The 20,845-nt window shown below is 71.4% G+C and carries 18 protein-coding genes and 1 pseudogene; 5 read left to right on the forward strand and 14 right to left on the reverse strand.

Going from position 1 to position 20,845, the window contains the following annotated elements:
- Positions 1 to 82 precede the first annotated feature (82 nt).
- The 7 genes and pseudogenes from pheT to infC form a co-directional block, all read right to left on the reverse strand.
- Positions 83 to 2,605 (reverse strand): phenylalanine--tRNA ligase subunit beta, encoded by a 2,523-nt coding sequence (gene pheT / locus P2Q00_RS21535; RefSeq protein WP_275774254.1) that lies wholly within the window; start codon positions 2,603 to 2,605, stop codon positions 83 to 85.
- Positions 2,605 to 3,726: a phenylalanine--tRNA ligase subunit alpha gene (gene pheS / locus P2Q00_RS21540; RefSeq protein ID WP_275774255.1), complete on the reverse strand. Its 1,122-nt coding sequence runs from the start codon at positions 3,724 to 3,726 to the stop codon at positions 2,605 to 2,607. The genes pheT and pheS overlap by 1 nt, the downstream gene beginning before the upstream one ends.
- A gap of 129 nt (positions 3,727 to 3,855) precedes the next feature.
- Complete coding sequence (locus P2Q00_RS21545) at positions 3,856 to 4,983, reverse strand: sensor histidine kinase (RefSeq protein WP_275774256.1); 1,128 nt, start codon at positions 4,981 to 4,983, stop codon at positions 3,856 to 3,858.
- A 54-nt stretch (positions 4,984 to 5,037) separates the two neighbouring features.
- Positions 5,038 to 5,886 (reverse strand): TrmH family RNA methyltransferase, encoded by an 849-nt coding sequence (locus P2Q00_RS21550; RefSeq protein ID WP_275774257.1) that lies wholly within the window; start codon positions 5,884 to 5,886, stop codon positions 5,038 to 5,040.
- A 151-nt stretch (positions 5,887 to 6,037) separates the two neighbouring features.
- Positions 6,038 to 6,421 carry a 50S ribosomal protein L20 gene (gene rplT, locus P2Q00_RS21555; protein WP_232654097.1) on the reverse strand — a complete coding sequence of 128 codons (384 nt, stop codon included), beginning with the start codon at positions 6,419 to 6,421 and terminating at the stop codon, positions 6,038 to 6,040.
- A gap of 101 nt (positions 6,422 to 6,522) precedes the next feature.
- Positions 6,523 to 6,717, reverse strand: coding sequence for a 50S ribosomal protein L35 (gene rpmI / locus P2Q00_RS21560; RefSeq protein WP_003977225.1), 195 nt, complete (start codon positions 6,715 to 6,717; stop codon positions 6,523 to 6,525).
- A 110-nt stretch (positions 6,718 to 6,827) separates the two neighbouring features.
- Positions 6,828 to 7,515 (reverse strand): annotated as a pseudogene (gene infC / locus P2Q00_RS21565) (translation initiation factor IF-3).
- Between the two features lie 336 nt (positions 7,516 to 7,851).
- Here infC and P2Q00_RS21570 point away from each other — a divergent pair.
- Positions 7,852 to 8,220 (forward strand): DUF1844 domain-containing protein, encoded by a 369-nt coding sequence (locus P2Q00_RS21570; RefSeq protein ID WP_275774258.1) that lies wholly within the window; start codon positions 7,852 to 7,854, stop codon positions 8,218 to 8,220.
- Position 8,221: 1 nt separating this feature from the next.
- Here the strand turns inward: P2Q00_RS21570 and P2Q00_RS21575 are convergent, their stop codons facing one another.
- Positions 8,222 to 8,953: an SseB family protein gene (locus P2Q00_RS21575; protein WP_275774259.1), complete on the reverse strand. Its 732-nt coding sequence runs from the start codon at positions 8,951 to 8,953 to the stop codon at positions 8,222 to 8,224.
- 161 nt (positions 8,954 to 9,114) lie between these two features.
- Between P2Q00_RS21575 and P2Q00_RS21580 the strand changes: the two genes are divergently transcribed.
- On the forward strand, positions 9,115 to 10,137 hold the full coding sequence (locus P2Q00_RS21580) for a serine hydrolase (protein WP_275774260.1): 1,023 nt from the start codon (positions 9,115 to 9,117) through the stop codon (positions 10,135 to 10,137).
- A 12-nt stretch (positions 10,138 to 10,149) separates the two neighbouring features.
- Here P2Q00_RS21580 and mycP read toward each other — a convergent pair whose 3' ends face one another.
- Positions 10,150 to 11,328 carry a type VII secretion-associated serine protease mycosin gene (mycP, locus tag P2Q00_RS21585; protein ID WP_275774261.1) on the reverse strand — a complete coding sequence of 393 codons (1,179 nt, stop codon included), beginning with the start codon at positions 11,326 to 11,328 and terminating at the stop codon, positions 10,150 to 10,152.
- Positions 11,325 to 12,137 (reverse strand): hypothetical protein, encoded by an 813-nt coding sequence (locus tag P2Q00_RS21590; RefSeq protein WP_275774429.1) that lies wholly within the window; start codon positions 12,135 to 12,137, stop codon positions 11,325 to 11,327. The genes mycP and P2Q00_RS21590 overlap by 4 nt, the downstream gene beginning before the upstream one ends.
- 241 nt (positions 12,138 to 12,378) lie before the next feature.
- On the opposite strand from P2Q00_RS21590, the gene P2Q00_RS21595 reads away from it, so the two are divergent.
- Both P2Q00_RS21595 and P2Q00_RS21600 read left to right on the forward strand, forming a co-directional pair.
- The gene (locus P2Q00_RS21595) at positions 12,379 to 12,915 is read left to right on the forward strand and encodes a hypothetical protein (RefSeq protein ID WP_275774262.1); all 537 of its coding nucleotides are present in this window, start codon (positions 12,379 to 12,381) and stop codon (positions 12,913 to 12,915) included.
- A 1,039-nt stretch (positions 12,916 to 13,954) separates the two neighbouring features.
- Positions 13,955 to 15,157, forward strand: coding sequence for an amino acid deaminase/aldolase (locus tag P2Q00_RS21600; RefSeq protein ID WP_275774263.1), 1,203 nt, complete (start codon positions 13,955 to 13,957; stop codon positions 15,155 to 15,157).
- Between the two features lie 10 nt (positions 15,158 to 15,167).
- Here the strand turns inward: P2Q00_RS21600 and P2Q00_RS21605 are convergent, their stop codons facing one another.
- From P2Q00_RS21605 to P2Q00_RS21620, 4 genes are read right to left on the reverse strand one after another with little or no spacing between them, the layout of a single operon-like run.
- Complete coding sequence (locus P2Q00_RS21605) at positions 15,168 to 16,406, reverse strand: HAD family hydrolase (protein WP_275774264.1); 1,239 nt, start codon at positions 16,404 to 16,406, stop codon at positions 15,168 to 15,170.
- 33 nt (positions 16,407 to 16,439) lie between these two features.
- A complete protein-coding gene (locus tag P2Q00_RS21610; RefSeq protein WP_425579510.1) occupies positions 16,440 to 17,222 on the reverse strand; it encodes a 3-oxoacyl-ACP reductase in 783 nt (260 codons plus the stop codon).
- 16 nt (positions 17,223 to 17,238) lie between these two features.
- Positions 17,239 to 18,603, reverse strand: a complete 1,365-nt coding sequence (locus tag P2Q00_RS21615; protein ID WP_275774266.1) for an aldehyde dehydrogenase family protein — start codon at positions 18,601 to 18,603, stop codon at positions 17,239 to 17,241.
- 8 nt (positions 18,604 to 18,611) lie between these two features.
- Positions 18,612 to 19,982: a glutamine synthetase family protein gene (locus P2Q00_RS21620; RefSeq protein ID WP_275774267.1), complete on the reverse strand. Its 1,371-nt coding sequence runs from the start codon at positions 19,980 to 19,982 to the stop codon at positions 18,612 to 18,614.
- A gap of 96 nt (positions 19,983 to 20,078) precedes the next feature.
- On the opposite strand from P2Q00_RS21620, the gene P2Q00_RS21625 reads away from it, so the two are divergent.
- Positions 20,079 to 20,813, forward strand: a complete 735-nt coding sequence (locus P2Q00_RS21625) for a FadR/GntR family transcriptional regulator (protein ID WP_275774268.1) — start codon at positions 20,079 to 20,081, stop codon at positions 20,811 to 20,813.
- Positions 20,814 to 20,845 lie beyond the last annotated feature (32 nt).

Genomic DNA, 20,845 nt, shown 5'->3' on the forward strand with positions numbered 1-20,845 from the left:
AGGGGCGCGGGGAACTGCGCGACAAGCCACAGAAAACCCGCAGCCGCCAACCGACAACAGCTCCCCCGCCCCTTGGGCGAACTCAGCCCCGAAGAACTGCCCCCGCCCGCTCGCCCGCGAGGGCAACCGCCGCATCCCGAGCCGCAGACGCCTCGTCAACGGTCAAGGTGCGGTCGGGCGCACGGAACCGCAGCGCATAGGCCAGCGACTTCTTCCCCTCACCCAGCTGCTCGGCGTTCTCGTACACGTCGAACAGCCGGATCCCCTCAAGGAGTTCACCCGCCCCGTCCCGCAGCGCAGCTTCAACGTCGGCATGCGGCACGAACTTGTCGACGACCAGCGCAACATCCTGCGTGGCCACCGGGAACGTGGAGATGCCGGGCGCCTGCGGAGTGTCGTTGCCGACCTCCTCCAGCGCATCCAGGTCGATCTCCATCGCACTGGTGCGCTCGGGCAGCCCCAGGGCCTTCACCACACGCGGGTGGAGCTCTCCGGCGTGGCCGACAACCGTCTCCGTGCCGTCTACGACGACCACGAACTCGGCGCAGCGGCCGGGGTGCCAAGGACCGTACTGCCCCTTGCGCACGATCAGGTCGGCACCGGCTTCCCGCGCGGCGGCGCGCCCCGCCTCGACCGCGTCGGCCCAGTCCGACGGCCGGCCCTTGCCCCACCAGCCGGCCTGCTCGCGGGCGCCCGCGAGGACGACGGCGACGTGGCGCGGCTGCTCGGGCAGCGCGGCGTTCAGCTCGGCGATCTCCTCGTCGGTGGGACGCCGGTCGACGGGCAGGGCGACGGCGGCCTTCTGCTCCGCGCGCGGGAGGAACACCAGCCCGGTCTCGAACAGCGCCAGGTCGTGCGAGCCCCGGCCGTTGTTGCGCCGCAGGGCGGCCAGCAGACCCGGCAGCAGCGACGTACGGAGCGCGGGCTCCTCGTCGTTGAGCGGGTTGGTCAGGCGCACCACACGGCGGGCCGGGTCACCGGCCTCCAGCAGCAGCTGGTCGAAGACCTGCTCGCTGATGAACGGGTAGTTCGGCGCCTCGACGTATCCGGCACCGGCCAGCGCCCGCCCGACACGGCGGTGCAGCCGCTGCCGGTGGGTCAGCCCGCGGCCCGAGGGCAGCTTGGGCAGCGTCGAGGGCAGGTTCTCGTAGCCCTCCAGGCGAATGACCTCTTCGGCCAGGTCGTTGACGTCGTCCAGATCCGGCCGCCAGGACGGGACGGTGACGATCAGCTCGTCCTGCCCGTACACGTCGCAGCCGACCTCCTGGAGGCGTCGTACGACGATCTCGCGGCCGTAGTCGACACCCGCCACCTTGTCCGGGTGGTTGGCCGGAACGGTGATGGTGTGCGGTGCGGACGGCGCGATGACCTCGGTGACGCCGGCCTCGGCGGTGCCGCCCGCGAGCAGCACCAGCAGGTCGACGGTGCGCTGGGCCGCGGCGGAGGCGGCCTGCGGGTCGACGCCCCGCTCGAAGCGGCGGGACGCCTCGGAGGACAGCTTGTGGCGGCGGGCCGTGCGCGCGATCGAGACCTGGTCGAAGTGCGCGGCCTCGATGACCACGTCAGTGGACGCGTTCGCCCCGTTCTCGGTGGCATCGTGGTCGGCGATCTCGGTGTTGGCGCCGCCCATGACGCCCGCGAGTCCGATGGGACCTCGGTCGTCCGTGATCACCAGGTCCTCGGCGTGCAGCTTCCGCTCGACGCCGTCGAGGGTGACGATCTTCTCGCCCTCGGCCGCGCGGCGGACGCCGATGGTGCCCTGGACCAGGTTGCGGTCGTAGGCGTGCAGCGGCTGACCGAGCTCCATCATCACGTAGTTGGTGACGTCGACGGCGAGCGAGATCGGGCGCATGCCGACCTTCTGCAGCCGGCGCTGCAGCCAGATCGGGGAGCGCGCCTCGGGGCTGAGACCGGTGACCGTGCGGGCCGTGAAGCGGTCGCAGCCGAGCGGCTCGGAGACCTGGACCGGGTAGCCGTACGCGTTCGGGCCGGGGACGTCGAGGAGCGCCGGGTCGCGCAGCGGCAGGCGGTACGCGATGGCGGTCTCGCGGGCGACGCCGCGGATGGACAGGCAGTCGCCGCGGTTGGCGGTGACGGCGATGTCGAGGACCTCGTCCACGAGCTCCAGCAGCTCGATGGCGTCCTTGCCGATCTCGGCCTCCGGCGGCAGCACGATGATGCCCTTGGTGCCGTCGTCGCCCATGCCCAGCTCGTCGCTGGAGCAGATCATGCCGTGGGACGTCCTGCCGTACGTCTTGCGCGCGGCGATCGAGAAACCGCCGGGCAGGGTGGCGCCGGGCAGCACGACGACGACCTTGTCGCCGACGGCAAAGTTGCGGGCGCCGCAGACGATCTCCTGGGGCTCACCGGTGCCGTTGGCCTGGCCGACGTCGACGGTGCAGAACCGGATCGGCTTCTTGAAGCCCTCCAGCTCCTCGATGGTCAGCACCTTGCCGACGACCAGGGGGCCCTTGAGGTCGTGGCCGAGCTGCTCGACCGTCTCGACCTCCAGACCGGCCGAAATGAGCTTGGCCTGGACGTCACGGCCGGTTTCGGTCGCCGGCAGGTCGACGTACTCCCGCAGCCAGGAAAGCGGGACCCGCATCAGATCTCCATCCCGAACGGCCGGGTGAACCGGACGTCACCCTCGACCATGTCTCGCATGTCTTCGACGTTGTGGCGGAACATCAGCATCCGTTCGATGCCGAACCCGAAGGCGAATCCGCTGTACTTCTCGGGGTCCACACCGCAGGCGGTGAGCACCCGCGGGTTGACCATGCCGCAGCCGCCGAGCTCGATCCAGCCCTCGGAGGAGCAGGTGCGGCAGGGGCGGTCGGGGTTGCCGACGGACTCGCCGCGGCAGACGTAGCAGACCATGTCCATCTCGGCGGACGGCTCGGTGAACGGGAAGAAGTTCGGCCTCAGCCGGGTCTTCATGTCCTCGCCGAACAGCGACTGGACCATGTGGTCGAGGGTGCCCTTGAGGTCGGCCATGGTCAGGCCCTCGTCGACGGCGAGCAGCTCGACCTGGTGGAAGACCGGGGTGTGGGTGGCGTCCAGCTCGTCGGTGCGGTACACGCGGCCGGGACAGATCACGTACACCGGCAGCTCACGGTTGAGCAGCGAGCGGATCTGCACGGGCGAGGTGTGGGTGCGCAGCACGACACCGGACTCGGTGCCGCCGTCGGGGCCCTCGATGAAGAAGGTGTCGGCCTCGCCGCGGGCCGGGTGGTCCGGGCCGATGTTGAGGGCGTCGAAGTTGAACCACTCGGCCTCCACCTGGGGGCCCTCGGCGACCTCGTAGCCCATGGCCACGAAGACGTCCTCGATGCGCTCGGAGAGGGTGGTCAGGGGGTGGCGGGCGCCGGCCGGTACGCGGTCGTACGGCAGCGTGACATCCACCGACTCCTCGACCAGCACGCGGGCGTCCCGCTCGGCCTCCAGCTCGGCCTGACGGCCTGCAAGGGCCTTGTTCACGGCGCCACGGGCCTGGCCGACGAGCTTTCCGGCGGCGGCCTTGGCGTGCGGCGGCAGGGCGCCGATCTCGCGGTTGGCGAGGGCCAGCGGGGAGGTGCCCCCGGTGTGGGCGACCTTGGCCTCCTGGAGCGCGTCGAGGGAGTCCGCGGCGGCGAAGGCGGCGAGCGCCTCGTCCCGCATGCGCTCGATCTCTTCCGGTTTCAACGCCTCGACCTCTACAGGGTCGTACGACTTATTCGGTGCCGACATCTCTTCCCGTGCTTCCGATTGGCTGGCTGGAGGTCCCCGTCGCCGACTCTTGAGGGCCGTATCCGGGACACAAAGGTGCCAAAGGCCGAGTCTAACGGGGTGGAGGTGTACGAATGCGCCCGTGGGCCGTCAGGCGAGATACGCCGGGGCTGCCACGGGCAACGTAAATCGGAACTCTGCCCCGCCCTGGGGGGCGCGGCCGACCGTGATGGTGCCGCCGTGGGCTTCGACGATGCCCTTGACGATGTAGAGCCCGAGGCCGGTGCCGCCGCGCTTGCTGCCCCGCCAGAAGCGGGTGAAGACGCGGTTCATGGACTCCTCCGGGATGCCGGGCCCCTCGTCGCTCACTGTGACCGACGTTCCGGTGTCCTCGTCTTCGCGCGGGGACGCCGTGGCCGTGATGTCAATCGTGACGGTTCCCTCGCCGTGGCGCACCGCATTTTCCAGCAGGTTGCTGAGCACCTGGTCGATCTTGTCGGGGTCGGCCCACAGGGCGGGCAGGGGCTGCTCGATGCGCAGCAGGAACCGGTCGGCGGGCTGCCCGGCGGCGACGTACGCCTGAATATGGCGTCCGACAGCCGCGCCGATGTCGACGGGCTGGCGCCGCACCTCCAACCGCCCGCTGTCGATCCGCGAGATGTCGAGCAGCTCGGCGATGAGCCGGGTGACCCGGTCGGCGTCGGCGTCGACGGTCTCCAGCATCAGCCGCTTCTGGTCGTCGGTGAAGCGTTCCCACTTGGCGAGCAGCGTGGCGGTGAAGCCCTTGACGGAGGTGAGCGGCGAGCGCAGCTCATGGGCCACCGTCGCTATCAGCTCGGCATGGCTGCGCTCGGTACGGCGCCGGGCCTCGGTGTCACGCAGCGAGACGACGACGCGGCGCACGGCTCCGGTGGGTTCACTGCGGACGTACCGGGCGGATACGAGGACCTCCCGTCCACCGGGCAGCAGCAGATTCCGCTCGGGCTGACGCACCCGGGTGGCGAGCCCGCCGTACGGATCGGTCAGCTGCCACCAGCGGCGCCCCTCCAGGTCCTCTAACGGCAGCGCCTTCTCCAGCCGCTGCCCGAGGGCGTCCTGCGCGGCGACGGCGGTGATGCGCTCGGCGGCGGCGTTGAAGCAGATGACGTGGCCGTGCTCGTCGGCGACGACGAGGCCGTCGGGCAGCTCGTCGGGGTCGATGCCGAGCTCGGCGAGATCGCCGTGCCGGGGCGCGGGCGCGCGCCGCGCGTCCTGTGCCCTGCTCGTGCCGACAGTCATCCCCGTACCCCACCTCTCAGACGGCGCAGGTGGCCCCCCGAGCTGGTCACCCTACTAGCTCTCGGTGACGGAGCGGCACCCTCCGGAGGCGCGCTGAGCACGGGCTGACGCATAGAGACATACGGCGGCCGCGGTGGCGAGGTTCAGGCTCTCGGCCTTCCCGTGGATCGGCACGCGCACCACGGCGTCCGCCAGTGCGCGGGTCTCTTCCGGAAGCCCCCACGCCTCGTTCCCGAACACCCAGGCGGTCGGCCCGCCCATGGTCCCCTTGTCGAGCTCGTCGTCCAGGTCGTCGGTCCCGGCCCCGTCGGCGGCGAGAATCCGCACCCCGGCGCCCTTGAGTCCCTCGACCGCGTCCTCCACGGGAACGCCGACGGCGACGGGCAGATGGAAGAGCGAGCCCACGGACGCCCGTACGGCCTTGGGGTTGTAGAGATCGACGGAGGCATCGGTCAGTACGACGGCCTCGGCGCCGGCGGCATCGGCGCACCGGAGCACGGTCCCGGCGTTCCCGGGGTCCCGGACGTTCGCGAGTACGGCGACGAGCTTGGGACGGGCGGCGAGGATCTCCTCGAAGGGCGTGTCCAGGAACCGGCAGATCCCCACGAGCCCCTGCGGAGTGACGGTGGTGGAGATGTCGGCGATCACGTCGTCGGCGGCGAGATGCACCCGGGCCCCGGTCTCCCGGGCCTCCCCGATGATGTCGGCGTACCGCTCGGCGGCCTCGACGGTGGCGAACAGCTCCACGAGCGTGTCCCCGTACACCGCCGCCTCCCGCACGGCCTGCGGCCCCTCTGCGAGGAACAGCCGTTCCTTGCCCCGGAAGTTCCGCCTGGCGAGCCGCCGGGCGGCCGACACCCGGGGAGAGCGTGGGGAAATCAGCTCGGGGACAACGGGGGGCATGAAGGTCACCTATCTATTTTCCGCCGCAACGGCGATCAACCACGACGGCGGACTCCGGCGGTGCCGAACCCACCCGAGTCACTCAACACAACGGACCCGCAGGCAAAAGCCCACGGGTCCGAATGTCACGTCGGCCCAAGCCGGCGCAGCGTCACGCGGCCTTCGGCGCGTTGACGTCCGCCGGCAGAGCCTTCTGCGCAACCTCGACCAGCGCGGCGAACGCGGTGGCGTCGTTGACGGCCAGCTCGGCGAGGATCTTGCGGTCGACCTCGACGTTGGCGGCCTTCAGACCCTGGATGAAGCGGTTGTACGTGATGCCGTTGGCGCGGGCAGCGGCGTTGATGCGCTGGATCCACAGCTGGCGGAAGTCACCCTTGCGCTTCTTGCGGTCGTTGTAGTTGTAGACCAGCGAGTGGGTGACCTGCTCCTTGGCCTTGCGGTACAGGCGCGAACGCTGACCGCGGTAGCCGGAGGCCGCCTCGAGGATCGCCCGGCGCTTCTTGTGGGCGTTGACTGCCCGCTTGACGCGTGCCACTTTTTAACTCCTTGTAGCGGGGCCGTGGTTGGACTCACACGGCCCGGAATCGATTGGGTCCCGGTCCAGACGTACGGCGCTCGGTGGGGGCGCCGCTCACGTCACTTGCCGAGAAGCTTCTTGATCTTCGCGGCGTCGCCCGGGGCCATCTCGGCGTTGCCGGTGAGGCGACGCGTCACGCGGGACGACTTGTGCTCGAGCAGGTGGCGCTTGCCGGCGCGCTCACGGAGCACCTTGCCGGAGCCGGTGATCTTGAAGCGCTTGCTGGCACCGCTGTGCGACTTGTTCTTCGGCATAGCGCCGTTCTCTCCTCGTCGGTGGCGTTCCGGTGCCCGGTCGTGAAACCGGGCACGGTGGAACGTCGCTGTTGTATCGGTTGCATCCTGGGGACTCGCGTCCCCCGGGATCACGCCTCGGCGGAAGCCTCGGCAGGCGCCTCGGCGTCGTCCACGACCTCGTGGTCGACCTCCGCGGCGTTCTGCGACTTGCCGGGGTTGGCCTTCGCTTCAGCCTTGCGGGCTTCCTGCGCCTGGCGGGCCTCGGCCATCGCCTCGGTCTTCTTCTTGTGCGGACCGAGAACCATGATCATGTTTCGGCCGTCCTGCTTCGGGTTCGACTCCACGAAACCGAGGTCCTGGACGTCCTCCGCGAGACGCTGCAGCAGTCGGTAGCCCAGCTCGGGCCGGGACTGCTCGCGACCACGGAACATGATCGTGATCTTGACCTTGTCGCCCTGCTTGAGGAACCGGACGACGTGACCCTTCTTGGTGTCATAGTCGTGCGGGTCGATCTTCGGCCGGAGCTTCATCTCCTTGATGACCGTGTGCGCCTGGTTCTTGCGCGCCTCACGGGCCTTCATGGCCGACTCGTACTTGAACTTCCCGTAGTCCATGAGCTTGCACACGGGCGGACGGGCGTTCGCCGCGACCTCGACCAGGTCCAGGTCGTACTCCTGCGCAAGCTCCAGTGCCTTGGCCAGCGGGACAATGCCCACCTGCTCGCCACTGGGACCGACAAGTCGCACCTCGGGAACGCGAATCCGGTCGTTGATGCGGGGCTCGGCGCTGATGGATCCTCCTCGGTTAGCACCACACGGCGGTCTGGCGGACAGCCGCGTATGTCTCTTTCGTTAGACCTAACCGCGCCGAAGCATGAAAAATGCCCCGGACGATCACAGGCGGGGCTCCAAAGCACTACCGGAGCACCGCCGCGATGACGCGGGGCGCACTTTCGGGCGACTCCATCGTCCGTACGGAACGATGGTGGCCGCCTGACCGGGGTGACCCGCCGCCCCGGAGGGCGGTCAGGTGGGAGATCGGAGCCTCCACTTGTGGGCCGGACACGCGTGCGTCCAGCCGGTCGTCACACAAGGTTAGCAGCATCCCGGGGGTGGTGCTAACCGGCGTGCACCGGGCCCTATCGTGTGGGACATGAGTGACACCCCTCCTGAGTCCCCCGAGTCCCCCGCCGACTTCGACGCCATGACCCGCGACATCGCCGAGGTCCCCGCGGTCGAGGTGATCGTGACGGTCGCCGTCAACCTGATGAGCGCCGCCGCGGTGAAGCTCGGTCTGACCGAGGAGGGCGACAAGTACAAGGACCTGGACGAGGCCCGCAAGCTGGTGACCGCGCTGGCCGGTCTGCTGGACGCGAGTGCGACCGAGATCAGCTCCTTCCACGCGGCGCCGCTGCGCGACGGCCTGAAGTCGCTGCAGCTGGCGTTCCGCGAGGCGTCCGTCGTCCCGGACGAGCCGGGCCAGGGGCCCGGTGAGAAGTACACCGGTCCGATCTACGGCTAGTTCACCCTCGCACATACAAGGGCTCGCCCGGAGGCGTGGCCCCGGCCGGCAGCAGTGCCAGGTCGAGGCCGTGCACCAGGCGGGCCCTGAGTGTTTCGTCGGCGGCGATGCGCCGGGCGACTGCGTGGACGCTCGCGTCGTTCGGCATGCCGGGGCAGAGAACCAGGGCGAGTGTGCCGTCGCCCTGCCCAGGGCCGAGGTAGGCCCGCTCCACCGCACCCACGGCGGCGACGGCGGCACGTACCGACGCCACGACCGCCGGGTCGGCGAGCGGGTCGGTCGTCGTTCGGCCCTCGGCGAGGGCGAGCAGCACCGAGCCGGTCAGTTCGAACGGCACCGGTCCGGCCAGGTCCAGCACGATCGTGTCCGCCTTCTCGTGCGCCGCGGCCTGCAGTGCCTGGTGCAGGGGTACGGCGACGGGGCGGGCCGCCGGGTCCCAGCGGGCCAGGGAGTCGGTGGAGGTGAAGGCCGGCAGGGCGGTGCGGTGGCCGGCCTTGAGGGTCGGTACGGCCATGTCGCTGGTCTTCTCGCGGCGCAGCCCGTTCTCGTCCTCCTCGACCTCGCCGAGGACGGCCACCACAGGGACGAGCAGCCGGGCGCCCTTGAGTGCCTCCAGGACGGGGCCCACGGCGGTGCGGTCCTCGGCCCAGGCGGTGAGCGCGGCGCTCAGCCGGGGGTCCGCGGAGCCGTCGTCGTCGGAGAAGCCGGAGTCGGGAATGTTCTTGTTCGCCACGGTCACCGACCCTATCGGGCGGATATCGGCGGGATGCTGCTGGGCTTGTGCGGCCCCGGAAACCGCTTGTTCACAGGGTTCACGGCTTTCTCAGATTTCCCTGACACACATCTAACTTTCGTCTAACGGAGCACACAGTCGGCGCCCCGAGCATCGCGGGCATGGAGTCCTTCAGAGCCCGCCGCAGCCGCCGCACCCGTCCGTCCAGGACGCGCACTGTGCTCCACACCGCCCTCGCCACCGTGGCCGTCGTAGGCGTGACGGCCGCCGGGACCGTGTTTGTGAAGGCTCGGGCGCACTCCGGTGCGAGCCCCGTATCGTCGTCGGCGACGGCGTCGGCCTCCACCTCGGCCACGGCGGACGGGGAGGCATCGGTGGAACCTGTGGCTCAGCCGACGGTGGACCATGACGCACTGCTGGCCGAGGCGATGAAGTCGGTGTCCGTCGAGGACGACGCGCAGGTGTCGGTGGCGGTGCTGGACCTGGACTCCGGCGACAGCGCCTCGCACGGGGACGGCGCCTTCGACACGGCGAGCATCGTCAAGGTCGATATCCTGGCGACGCTGCTGCTCCAGGCGCAGGACGCGGGCCGGCACCTCACGGCGAGCGAGAAGTCGTACGCCATCACGATGATCGAGAACAGCGACAACACCGCCGCGTCCGCGCTGTGGCGGATCATCGGCAAGGCGGACGGTCTCGACGCCGCGAACGAGCGGCTCGGGCTCACGGACACCGAGGGCGGCGACGACATGCTGTGGGGGCTGACCCAGACCACGGCCACCGATCAACTCACGCTGCTGCAGCAGGTGTTCGGGGACGACTCGGAGCTGAGTCAGGCCTCGCAGACGTATCTGCAGGGGCTGATGGGGCAGATCGAGGCCGACCAGCAATGGGGGGTGTCGGCCGCGGCCGACGGCTCGCGGTGGGCGCTGAAGAACGGCTGGCTGGCGCGCAGCACGACCGGCCTGTGGGACATCAACAGCATCGGGCGGGTGACGGTCGACGGTCACGACTACCTGGTGGCCGCGCTGTCCAAGGGCAACTCGACGCAGGCGAAGGGGATTTCGCTGGTCGAGTCGGCGGCGAAGGCGGCGGTTGCGGCGTTGGCCGGGGACGCCTCGACGTCGTCCGCGTCTGCTTCTCCTTCTGCTTCTGCTTCGCCCTCCGCCTCGGTCTCTGAGTAGCGGGCCGGCGGCTCAGAAGTCGTCGAAGCGTGGGCGGCGGCCGCGCCACAGGACGACCGCCGCGACGAGCAGCACCCCGCCGAGGCTGCCCGCGAGCGGGGCCGCCCAACTGCTGGTGTCGCCTTCGGACTTGGCTGCGTCCGGGCCGGAGCCGAAGTACTTCTCGCCGAACGACGCGGCCTGCAGACCCTTCGGCTTGAGGCGGCCGGCGGCCTTGATGGCGGCGGCCGGGTCGATCATGCCGAAGCCGCGGGAGTCGTCGCGGCCGCCGGTCGGGGGGTTGCGGGCGGTGTCCTCGAGGAGCTGTTTGATCTGGGCGGGGGCCAGTCCGGGGTGGGCTGCCTTGATGAGCGCCACCGCGCCCGAGACGAACGCCGAGGCCGCGCTGGTCCCCCACCCCTCGTAGTACTTGTGGTCGGGGTCGGCGATGACGATTTTGTCGCCGGGGGCGCTGACGGTGGCGTACCAGCGGCGGGTGGAGAACGAGGCGCGGGTGCCGAAGCGGTCGACGGCGGTCGCTGCGATGACGCCCGGGTAGGCGGCCGGGTAGGAGACGTGGTCGCCCTTGTCGCCGCCGTTGCCGGCGGAGGCGACGACGGTCACGTTCTTCTTCAGGGCGTACTGGACGGCCTCGTCCTCGGCGGGTTCGGGGTGGGCGGAGGCGGAGTCGTCGCCGAGGGAGAGGTTGATGACGTCGGCGCCGTGGTCGGTGGCCCAGCGGATGCCTTCGGCGAGGGCGTTGCCGCGGCTGGAGCGGGCCTTGCCGCGGGCCGTGTCCTCGTCCTCAAGAATGACGCGGACGGGGAGGATCTTGGCTTCCGGGGCGATGCCCATGACGCCGTCGGAGTCGCCGACGCCGTGTCCGTGCCCGGCGATGATGCCCGCCATGGCGGTGCCGTGCCGGGCCCACGCCCGGTCCCCCTGCTTCGCCCCGAAGCCGATCATGTCCTTGGCGGGCAGGACGTTGCCGGCGAGGTCGGGGTGGTCGGCCTCCACCCCGGTGTCCAGGACGGCGACGGTGATGCCCTTGCCCTTGGTGGTCTGCCAGGCCTGCTGGGTGTGCATGGCGTCGAGGGCCCACTGCTGGGCGCGTATGCCGTCGGCGTGCGCGGCGGTGGCCGGGACGAGGGCGAGGGAGGCGACGAGGAGGGCGCTCAGCACTCCGACACGGCCCTTGGACCGGCGCTTCACGAGGGCTTCTCCGTGGGTGAAGTGACGTCTTTGCGCAGGGCCCGTTCGATGCGGTCGGCGAGGCCCTGGGCCTCGTTGCCGAGGCCTGCCTGGGCGGGGGCCGAGGTGGCGCCGGACTGTGTGGCCTGTTCGGCGGCGAGCGGGGTGTCGACAGTGCGGCCGTCGGCCCAGCCGGAGACGGCGTAGACGACGACGGGGGCGTCGGTGAGGACGGACACGGTCCAGGAGGCGCGCTGCTCGGGGCCGAAGCGGGCGGCGGCGGTGTTCTTCGCGGCGTAGGGGCGGGGCATCAGGTCCGTGCGGGTGCCGAGGCCCTGGCTCCGGAAGCGCTTGGCGAGGGCGTCCATGGATGTGGTGTCGGCCTTGGTGAAGAGGAGGCCGACGGTGGTGACGAAGCTCTGGGTGGCGTCCGTGTAGGTGGCGCGCAGCAGCCGCTGGCAGCCGACCGGCGCGAGGGCCTTTTTCAGCAGCGGGTCGAAGGCGTCCTTGCACCCGCTGTCCGGTGCGACGGCGATACGCGTCCAGGTGCGGTCGGCGCCGCCGGGTCCGGCCCCCGTCCCCTTCACGGTCCGCGGGAACAACTGGTCCACGGGCACGCTGTGCCACAGATCCCCGGCCGCGGCGAACGTGTCCTGTTCGCCACCGTCCTCGGAGCCCCCGACCAGCCAACTCCCGGTCACGGCCCCGCCGATGAGCCCGAGCCCGAGCACGACACAGGCGGCGACAGCGGCAGTACGCGACCGTACCCGACCCCCGAGCGGCCGCGGCCGGACCCGCTCGTCGTACCCCTCGGGCTCACCGAACGACACGACGGGCCGCCCGCCCCCGAGACTCCCGGGCACCACCGGAGCACTCCAGGAGAGCGCCGGATCGGGCCCCAGGCCGACGGCTTCCATCCGGCTGCCCACCAGGGGCGGCATGGGCGGCGCCGATGAAGCGTGAGGGGTGCTGGGACGGGTGGAGGGCATGGGGGGCGTGGCCGTGCCCGGGCGGACAGCCGGAGGGGTGGGAGCGGAGCTTGGGCGGGCGGGCGGCACGGATGGTGTGGCCGTGCCCGGGCGGGAAGCCGGCCGGGCAGGCGGCATGGGCCCGGCGGTCGCGTCAGGGCGCCGCGGCGGATCGACGGGAGCCGAGGCAGACGCGGCCGAACCCGTGGAGACATCCGCGGTGAGCGGCACGGCCGAGCCGGAGCCGAAAGCCGCACGCGCAGCAGACATGGGCCCGGCAGCCGACTCAGGACGCCGCAACGGATCGGCAGAAGGCGGGACCGACGCCGCCGAACCGGCGGACCCATCCGCAGCGGGCGGCACGGCCGAGCCGGAGCCGGAAGCCGCGCGCGCGGCCGGCATGGGCCCGGCGGCCGACTCGGGGCGCCGCAGCGGATCGACGGATGTCGGAGACGACGGCATCGGCCGCGAGGCCGGAGCGGCTGGGGCGTTCGGGGACTGCGGGACGCGGCGGATCCTGGGATCGGCCGATGCGGGAGGCCGGCCGGTGCCCGGCACGGCGGGCGCCGTTGTCGGGTGGGCGGGTGTCCCGGCCGGCGTCACCGGGGGGATCGGGCGCAGGCGCGTGGTCGTTTCCTGAGCGGTCTCCGCGGGGGCATTCGTGCGGCCGAGCGGTGGTGTGGGGCGGTGACTCGGGCGCGGTGGTACCGCGGGGTCCGCAGCGGTCGTACCTGCGCTGTCGCGCCCTTCCTCACGGCCGGCCGCCGGAGGGGCGTCCGGGAAGCGGGCCGTGGCCTGCGGCGGGGGCGGGGTCCCCGGACCGGCGTCCCGGGCGAAGGGCACGCGCGGGCTCGGGGAATACGGCTGCGGCTGCGGAGAGTCGGCCGGGGCAGAGCCCGCGGAGGAGTCGCTGCCCGAGCGAGGCGCCGAGTGCGCGGCGGATTCGGGTCCGCGCCCGGTTGACGAGACCGCACCGGGCTGCGGCTGACGCCCGGACGACCGGCCTCCCTCGGCGTCACCGCCGTCCCAGGACGACCAGCCCTCACCCCGCGCACCGCCACCCCGGGACGACGGCAGCGCGCCGGAGCCGGTTCCGGGACGGGACGGTGCCGCCGGAGCAGATTCGTTCTCGGCAGGTGATGCGGGCCCGGCTTCGGCGTTCGCGCCCGTTGCGGGCGTGTGGCGGCCGAAGGCCTCGAAGGGTTCAGAGCCTCGCCATGGGGACCAGACGCCGCCGGACGTCTGGGTGTCCGGAGTGCGGTCGGAGCGACCGGAGGCCGTCGCGGCGGCGTCCGGCTCCGATGCCGGGCCGGTGCCGGCCCGGCTCTCCGAGGGCAGCGCGCCGACGGTCGGGGGCTGGGGTGGGCGCGGCGGGATGGAGGCGTGCTGCGCTTCCGTGCTCATGCACCCCCCGTTTCCTCAGCGCCCGGGCCGTCTATCTGTACGCGGGCCGTCGTCCTTGCGCTCAACCGGTCGACGCCGGGCCAGTCCGTCCCGGGCACGCATACCCGTACGGGCGGTCCGGCATCCGGATGCATGTGCAACCGCCGCCGTTGCGCCGTACGTGCGCGTCACTCTACGGGCTGCCCCAGCCGGAACGGGAACCAGTCCACGAGCCCGGGGCATCTGCCCGGAACGTCCCCCTACCCTGCGGTAATCCTGTCTGGCAGGCTTCGTTCATGACTGCGCGCGCCGCCGACCGGGTCCGTTACGACCGGGCCACCGCCCATCTCGACGCCCCCCTCGCCATCGTGGACCTGGACGCCTTCGACGCCAACGCGGACGACCTCGTTCGCCGTGCGGGCGGCAAACCGATCCGGGTCGCCAGCAAGTCCGTCCGCTGCCGGGCCCTGCTGGAGCGGGTCCTGGCGAAGGACGGGTTCGCGGGAATCATGTCCTTCACCCTCGCCGAGTCCCTGTGGCTGGCGCGCGGCGGCTTCGAGGACGTCCTGCTCGCCTATCCGTCCGCGGACCGTGCCGCGTTCGCCGAACTGGCCGCCGACCCCAAGCTCGCCGCCGCCGTCACCGTCATGATCGACGACCCCGCCCAGCTGAGGCTCATCGACGAGGCACGCGACGGCGGGCGTGAAGTCATCCGCGTCTGCCTGGAGTTGGACACCTCGCTGAAGCTGTTCGGGGGGCGGGTGCGCGTCGGGGCACGTCGTTCGCCGCTGCACTCCCCCGCCCAGGTCGCCGACCTGGCGCGTGCCGTGGCGCGGCGGCCCGGGTTCAAGGTCGTCGGGATCATGGCGTACGAGGGGCACATCGCGGGCGTCGGTGACTCCGTCGCCGGGCGGCCGCTGCGGTCGCGTGCCGTACGGCTGATGCAGGCCACCGCCCGCCGGGAGCTGGCCGAGCGGCGCGGCGAGGTGGTGCGCGCGGTGCGGGCCGTCGTACCGGATCTGGAGTTCGTCAACGGCGGCGGCACCGGCAGTGTGCAGCACACCGCCGCCGAGGACGCCGTCACCGAGATCGGCGCCGGGTCGGGGCTGTACGTGCCCCGGCTGTTCGACAACTACACCTCCTTCAGCGGGCGTCCGGCCGCGCTGTTCGCCCAGCCCGTCGTACGGCGGCCGGGGGTGGGGGTGGTGACGGTCCTCGGTGGCGGGTACCCCGCCTCCGGTGCACCCGGGAGTGACCGGCTGCCCGTCCCCCACCTCCCGGAGGGGCTGCGCTACGACCCCCAGGAGGGGCCCGGCGAGGTGCAGACGCCGCTGCTCGGCTCCCCCGCCGACGACCTGCTGATCGGCGACAAGGTGTGGTTCCGGCACGCCAAGGCCGGTGAGCTGTGCGAGCGTTTCGATGTGCTGCAGCTGATCGAGGGGGATGCGGTGACGGCTACCGTCCCGACGTACCGCGGGGAAGGCCACACGTTCCTGTAGTCAGTACTGGTCAGAACGCTGTGTCGCGTTGGTCCGGGGTCACCGAACCGTCGTCCCGCAGGAGAGGGGCCTTGGCGCCGTCGGATGCGTTGTAGGCCGTGGTCGTGCACGGGTACGGGTCGGGCCTGCGCGGCAGGGGTGCGATGAACATCGGGTTGATCAGCCAGCGGCCGTCGGCGTCGTCGTAGGCCCGGCACATCAGCTCGGGCTTGTTGCGGTTGAGGACGAGGTGCGCGCCGGTTGCGTCGCCGACGAAGGTGACGTCGGTGTCGGCGTCCCCGGCGGCGAGGGCCGGGCGCTGCTGCCATGGCTGCAACTGCCAGGCGGCGGCGCCTTTGACGCCGTAGATCTCCTGGTTGATCCAGCAGCGCTTGCCGTCCATGTACGGGATCACCATTCCGCGGGTCGCGGGGGCGTTGCCGCAGCCCTGGTTCTGGGTCGTGATGCGGCCCTCGCGGTCGAGGAGCGAGCGGATGGCGATGGTGTGGGCGGGGTCGATGCCGACGGCCCGTGACCAGACCTCGGTGATCGGTTCGGAGCCCGCGGAGACGACGTAGACGTCGAATCCGGCCCGTTGGAGGGTGCGGATGAGGGCGCGCTGCTGGTCGTAGTAGCGGACGTAGGCGGGGACGGTGTGGGTGCCGAGGCGGCGGCTGGCTCCGATGGGCGCGGCGAGGGCTTCCGTGCGGGCCTTGCGGGCGTAGGAGGCGAGTTCTGCGGGCGTGCGGCCGGCGAAGAGCTGGGGCACCCAGGCGTACTGCGGGACCGTGCGGCGGTAGTTCCAGGTGCCTTCGAAGGCGGGGGCGCCGCTCGTGGTGGTGGCCTTCTCCCGGATGTCGAGGATCTCGTCCGTGCAGCGGGCGTTCGTCGAGGTGCGCAGTGGTTGGGGGGCGCCGGTGCCGCAGGCCTCGGTCAGGGCGCGGTCGGCGGCGTCCGTGAGCCAGGGGCTGGTGTTCTTCCAGTCGGCCGGGCGCAGGAGTCCGTCGTGTCTCAGGGACCAGGAGAGGGTGGCGTCGGTGACGTCGTTCTTGGTGACCGTGTTGTCCCAGTCGAAGACGGCGACCGTGTGGCCGGTGGCTCCCGAGCAGGTTCCGCGCTCGTCGATCACCCGCTGGAGGCGGGCGCGGTTGTCGCCGTACCAAGTGCCGGACAGGCGTGGGCAGTTCGAGTGCGGGGAGACGGGGTGTGCGGCGGGCGCGGCCGCCAGAGCGGCGGCCGCGGCCAGGGTCCACGCGAGAAGGGGTCGCATACGCGTGGACCGTACCGTTTTGTCCTCATGGACCTACAGAGGCGTGACGTACGCGCCCGCAATTCCCCCGTCCACCAGGAAGTCGGTGGCGTTGACGAAGGAGGAGTCGTCGCTGGCGAGGAAGGCGACGGCGGCGGCGATCTCCTCGGCCTCGGCGAACCGGCCGACCGGGATGTGGACCAGGCGGCGGGCGGCCCGCTCGGGGTCCTTCGCGAACAGCTCCTGCAGCAGCGGGGTGTTGACCGGGCCCGGGCAGAGGGCGTTGACGCGGATGCCCTCGCGGGCGAACTGCACGCCCAGTTCGCGGGACATGGCGAGCACGCCGCCCTTGGAGGCGGTGTACGAGATCTGACTCGTGGCCGCGCCCATCCGCGCGACGAAGGACGCCGTGTTGATGATGGAGCCCTTGCCCTGCTGCCGCATGTAGGGAATCGCGGCCTTGCAGCACAGGTAGACGGAGGTGAGGTTGACCTCCTGGACGCGCTTCCAGGCCTCCAGGCCGGTCTCCAGGATGGAGTCGTCGTCGGGCGGGGAGATGCCCGCGTTGTTGAAGGCGATGTCGACGCTGCCGTAGGTGTCGAAGGCCGTCTTGAAGAGGGCCTCGACCTGCTCGGCGTCGGTGACGTCGACCTTGACGAAGATTCCGCCGACCTCGTCGGCGGCCGCCTTGCCGCGGGCCTCGTCGACGTCGCCGCAGACGACGTGCGCTCCCTCGGAGGCGAGCCGTCGCGCGGTGGCGAGGCCGATGCCGCTGCCGGCTCCGGTGATGACGGCCGTGCGGCCGACGAGACGACGGCAGATGGTCTCTTCGGTGATGTCGGTCATGAGCGGCTCAGGCCTCCGTGCTGATGAAGACGTTCTTGGTTTCGGTGAAGGCGGTCAGGGCGTCCGGGCCGAGCTCGCGGCCGAGGCCGGACTGCTTGTAGCCGCCGAAGGGGGTCCAGTAGCGCACGCTGGAGTGGGAGTTGACGGACAGATTGCCCGCCTTGACCGCCCGGGAGACGCGCAGGGCGCGGCCGAGGTCGCGGGTCCACAGGGAGCCGGCCAGTCCGTACGGGGTGTCGTTGGCGAGCCGGATCGCGTCGGCCTCGTCGGTGAAGGGGAGCAGGACGGCGACGGGGCCGAAGATCTCCTCGCGGGCCGCCTCGGAGTCGTGCCGCTCGCCGGTGAGGACGGTCGGCGGGAACCAGAAGCCGGGTCCGTCGGGGGCGCTGCCGCGCAGAGCCGGGGCGTCCTCGGGGACCAAGGACCGTACGCGGTCCAGCTGTTGACGGCTGATCAGCGGCCCCATCTGGGTCTTCTCGTCGGCCGGATCACCTACGCGCACTCCGGCCAGCGTGTCGGCGAGCAGCTCGCGGACCTCGTCGTACACCTGCTCCTGGACCAGGATCCGGGTGCGGGCGCAGCAGTCCTGGCCGGAGTTGTCCAGGAAGGAGAAGGGGTCGACGGCGGTCTTGACGTCGGCGTCGGCGAAGACGATGTTGGGGCTCTTGCCGCCGAGTTCGAGCGTGACCGGCTTGACCAGGCGGGCGCAGCGCTCCATGACCTCGCGGCCGGTGCGGGTGGAGCCGGTGAACACGATCTTCGCCACGTCGGGGTGGTCGACGAGGGCGCGTCCCGCGATGTGGCCGTATCCGGGCAGGACCTGGAACAGGTGCTCCGGAAGGCCCGCCTCCAGGGCGAGTTCGGCCAGGCGCAGGGCGGTCAGCGGGGTGGTCTCGGCGGGCTTGAGGACGACCGCGTTGCCCGCGGCGAGGGCCGGGAAGGAGCCCCAGGCGGCGATGGGCATCGGGAAGTTCCAGGGGGCGATCACGCCGACCACGCCGAGCGGTTCCTGGAAGGTGACGTCCCAGCCGCCGGGTACGGGGATCTGCCGGCCGAGGAGGCGTTCGGCACCGCCCGCGGAGTACAGCAGCAGGTCGCGGGCGTTGCCGGCCTCCCAGCGGGCGTTGCCGAGGACGTGGCCGGCCTCGCGGACCTCCAGCCGGGCCAGTTCCTCTACGTGCGCGTCGACCACGTCGGCGAAGCGGCGCAGCAGGCGGGCCCGGTCGGCGGGGGCGGCGGACGCCCAGGTCCGCTGGGCGGCCGACGCGCGGGCGACGGCGCGGTCCACGTCGGCCGCGTCGGCGGCGGGGACGGTGGCGACGACCTCCTCGGTGGCGGGGTTCAGTACTACGAGTTCGTGCTCGGCAGACAACAGGGGCCTCACATGCGTTCGAAGGAGCGGCGCAGCTCCCAGTCGGTGACCGCGGCGTCGAAGGCCTCGAGCTCGACGCGCGCCATGTTGCGGTAGTGCGCGACGACCTCGTCGCCGAAGGCGGCCTTGGCGATCGGGCTGTTCTCCCAGAGCTCGGCGGCCTCGCGCAGGGTGGTCGGGACATGCTCGTACTCGGCGGTGTACGCGTTCCCCGCACAGGCTTCGGGCAGCTCCAGCTTCTGCTCGATGCCGTACAGCCCGGCCGCCACCAGACCGGCTACGGCAAGGTGCGGGTTGACGTCGCCGCCGGGCAGCCGGTTCTCGAAACGCATGGAACGCCCGTGCCCCACGACCCGCAGCGCGCAGGTGCGGTTGTCGTAGCCCCAGGCGACGGCGGTCGGGGCGAACGACCCCGGCTGGAACCGCTTGTAGGAGTTGATGTTGGGGGCGTAGAGGAGCGAGAAATCCCGGAGGGCGGCGAGCTGTCCGGCGAGGAAGTACCGCATGACGTCGGACATTCCGCCGGGGTCGTCCGAGGAGCCCGCCATGGCGTTGTTGCCGGCCGCGTCCGCCAGCGAGAGATGGATGTGGCAGGAGTTTCCCTCCCGCTCGTTGTACTTGGCCATGAAGGTGATCGACACACCCTCCTGGGCGGCGATCTCCTTGGTGCCGGTCTTGTAGATCGCGTGCTGGTCGCAGGTGCGCAGTGCGTCGTCGTAGCGGAAGGCGATCTCGTGCTGGCCGGGGTTGCACTCGCCCTTGGCGGACTCGACGGTGAGACCCGCGGCCGCCATTTCATTGCGGATACGGCGGAGCAGCGGCTCGATGCGGCCGGTCCCGAGCACCGAGTAGTCGATGTTGTACTGGTTCGCCGGCGTCAGCCCCCGGTAGTTGGCGTCCCAGGCCTGCTCGTAGGTGTCCTTGAAGACGATGAACTCCAGCTCGGTGCCGACCTGGGCGGTGAAGCCGTGCTCGGCGAGGCGGTCGAGCTGGCGGCGGAGGATCTGCCGCGGGGCGGCGACCACGGGCGAGCCGTCGTTCCAGGCGAGGTCGGCGATCAGCATGGCCGTACCGGCGTTCCAGGGCACGCGGCGCAGGGTGCGCAGGTCGGGGTGCATGGCGAAGTCGCCGTAGCCGCGGTCCCAGGACGACATGGCGTATCCGTCGACCGTGTTCATCTCGGTGTCGACGGCGAGGAGATAGTTGCAGCCCTCGGTGCCGTGGTGGAGGACCTCGTCGAGGAAGAAACGTGCGGCGAACCGCTTGCCCTGGAGCCGCCCTTGCATGTCGGGGAAGGCCAGGACGACAGTGTCGATCTCACCGCTGGCGACGAGGGCATGGAGCTCCTCGACGCTCAGTGGGGGTGTGCGGTCTGCCACGGGAGCGCTCCTTCGGCTTCTGCGCGTCTTTTCCGGCCAGGCCGGAAGCCATAAGGTATTCCGGAGAACCATTGCTTGGGAAGGGGGTGCGGCGGGATGTCGCTGGATCCGGACGGCAGCCTGGAGGACCGGTTGACGCCGGTACTGCGGCCGGTGCGGGCGGGCAACGGCTTCGAGGAGGCACTGGAGCAGATCCTGCAGGTGGTACGGCTGGGCCTGGTGCCGGGGGGCGAACGGCTGCCGGCCGAGCGGGAGCTGGCGGAGCGGCTCGGGATCAGCCGCGTGACGCTGCGGGAGGTGCTCAAGGTGCTGCAGGACCAGGGTCTGGTGGAGTCCCGGCGCGGGCGCTACGGCGGAACGTTCGTCCTGCCCCGCGCGGACGCGGGCGGCGAGGACGAGCTGCGGCGCCGGATCGCCGAGGTCGACATCGAGGACGTGCTGCGTTTCCGGGAGGTCCTGGAGGTCGGGGCGGCGGGGCTGTGCGCGACGCACGGCCTGAGCGAGGAGCAGGCGGACCGGCTGCGCGAGGCGCTGGCCCGCACGGGCGACGCACCGCTCGCCGACTACCGCCGGCTGGACACCCTGCTCCACCTCACGCTCGCCGAACTGTGCGGCTCGCCGACGCTGACCGCCCAGTACGCGGCGGTCCGGGCGACGGTGAACGATCTGCTCGACTGCATCCCGCTGCTCGTCCGCAACCTGGAGCACTCGCAGCGGCAGCACGTCGCGCTGGTGGAAGCGGTCCTCGACGGGGACGCGGACGGGGCGCGGGAGATGATGCGGGAGCACTGTGCGGGGACGGCGGCGCTGCTCAGGGGGTTCCTGGCGTGAGGGTCGCAGCCTTGGAAGCCCTTGTCCGGGGG

Source organism: Streptomyces coacervatus (assembly GCF_029223485.1).
GTDB classification, from domain to species: Bacteria; Actinomycetota; Actinomycetes; order Streptomycetales; family Streptomycetaceae; genus Streptomyces; species Streptomyces coacervatus.

Excerpts from the sequence above, each read along its gene's own strand:
- pheT (WP_275774254.1), bottom strand. The coding sequence starts at position 2,605 with ATGCGGGTCCCGCTTTCCTGGCTGCGGGAGTACGTCGACCTGCCGGCG.
- pheS (WP_275774255.1), bottom strand. The coding sequence starts at position 3,726 with ATGTCGGCACCGAATAAGTCGTACGACCCTGTAGAGGTCGAGGCGTTG.
- P2Q00_RS21545 (WP_275774256.1), bottom strand. The coding sequence starts at position 4,983 with ATGACTGTCGGCACGAGCAGGGCACAGGACGCGCGGCGCGCGCCCGCG.
- P2Q00_RS21550 (WP_275774257.1), bottom strand. The coding sequence starts at position 5,886 with ATGCCCCCCGTTGTCCCCGAGCTGATTTCCCCACGCTCTCCCCGGGTG.
- rpmI (WP_003977225.1), bottom strand. The coding sequence starts at position 6,717 with ATGCCGAAGAACAAGTCGCACAGCGGTGCCAGCAAGCGCTTCAAGATC.
- P2Q00_RS21570 (WP_275774258.1), top strand. The coding sequence starts at position 7,852 with ATGAGTGACACCCCTCCTGAGTCCCCCGAGTCCCCCGCCGACTTCGAC.
- P2Q00_RS21580 (WP_275774260.1), top strand. The coding sequence starts at position 9,115 with ATGGAGTCCTTCAGAGCCCGCCGCAGCCGCCGCACCCGTCCGTCCAGG.
- P2Q00_RS21600 (WP_275774263.1), top strand. The coding sequence starts at position 13,955 with ATGACTGCGCGCGCCGCCGACCGGGTCCGTTACGACCGGGCCACCGCC.
- P2Q00_RS21605 (WP_275774264.1), bottom strand. The coding sequence starts at position 16,406 with ATGCGACCCCTTCTCGCGTGGACCCTGGCCGCGGCCGCCGCTCTGGCG.
- P2Q00_RS21625 (WP_275774268.1), top strand. The coding sequence starts at position 20,079 with ATGTCGCTGGATCCGGACGGCAGCCTGGAGGACCGGTTGACGCCGGTA.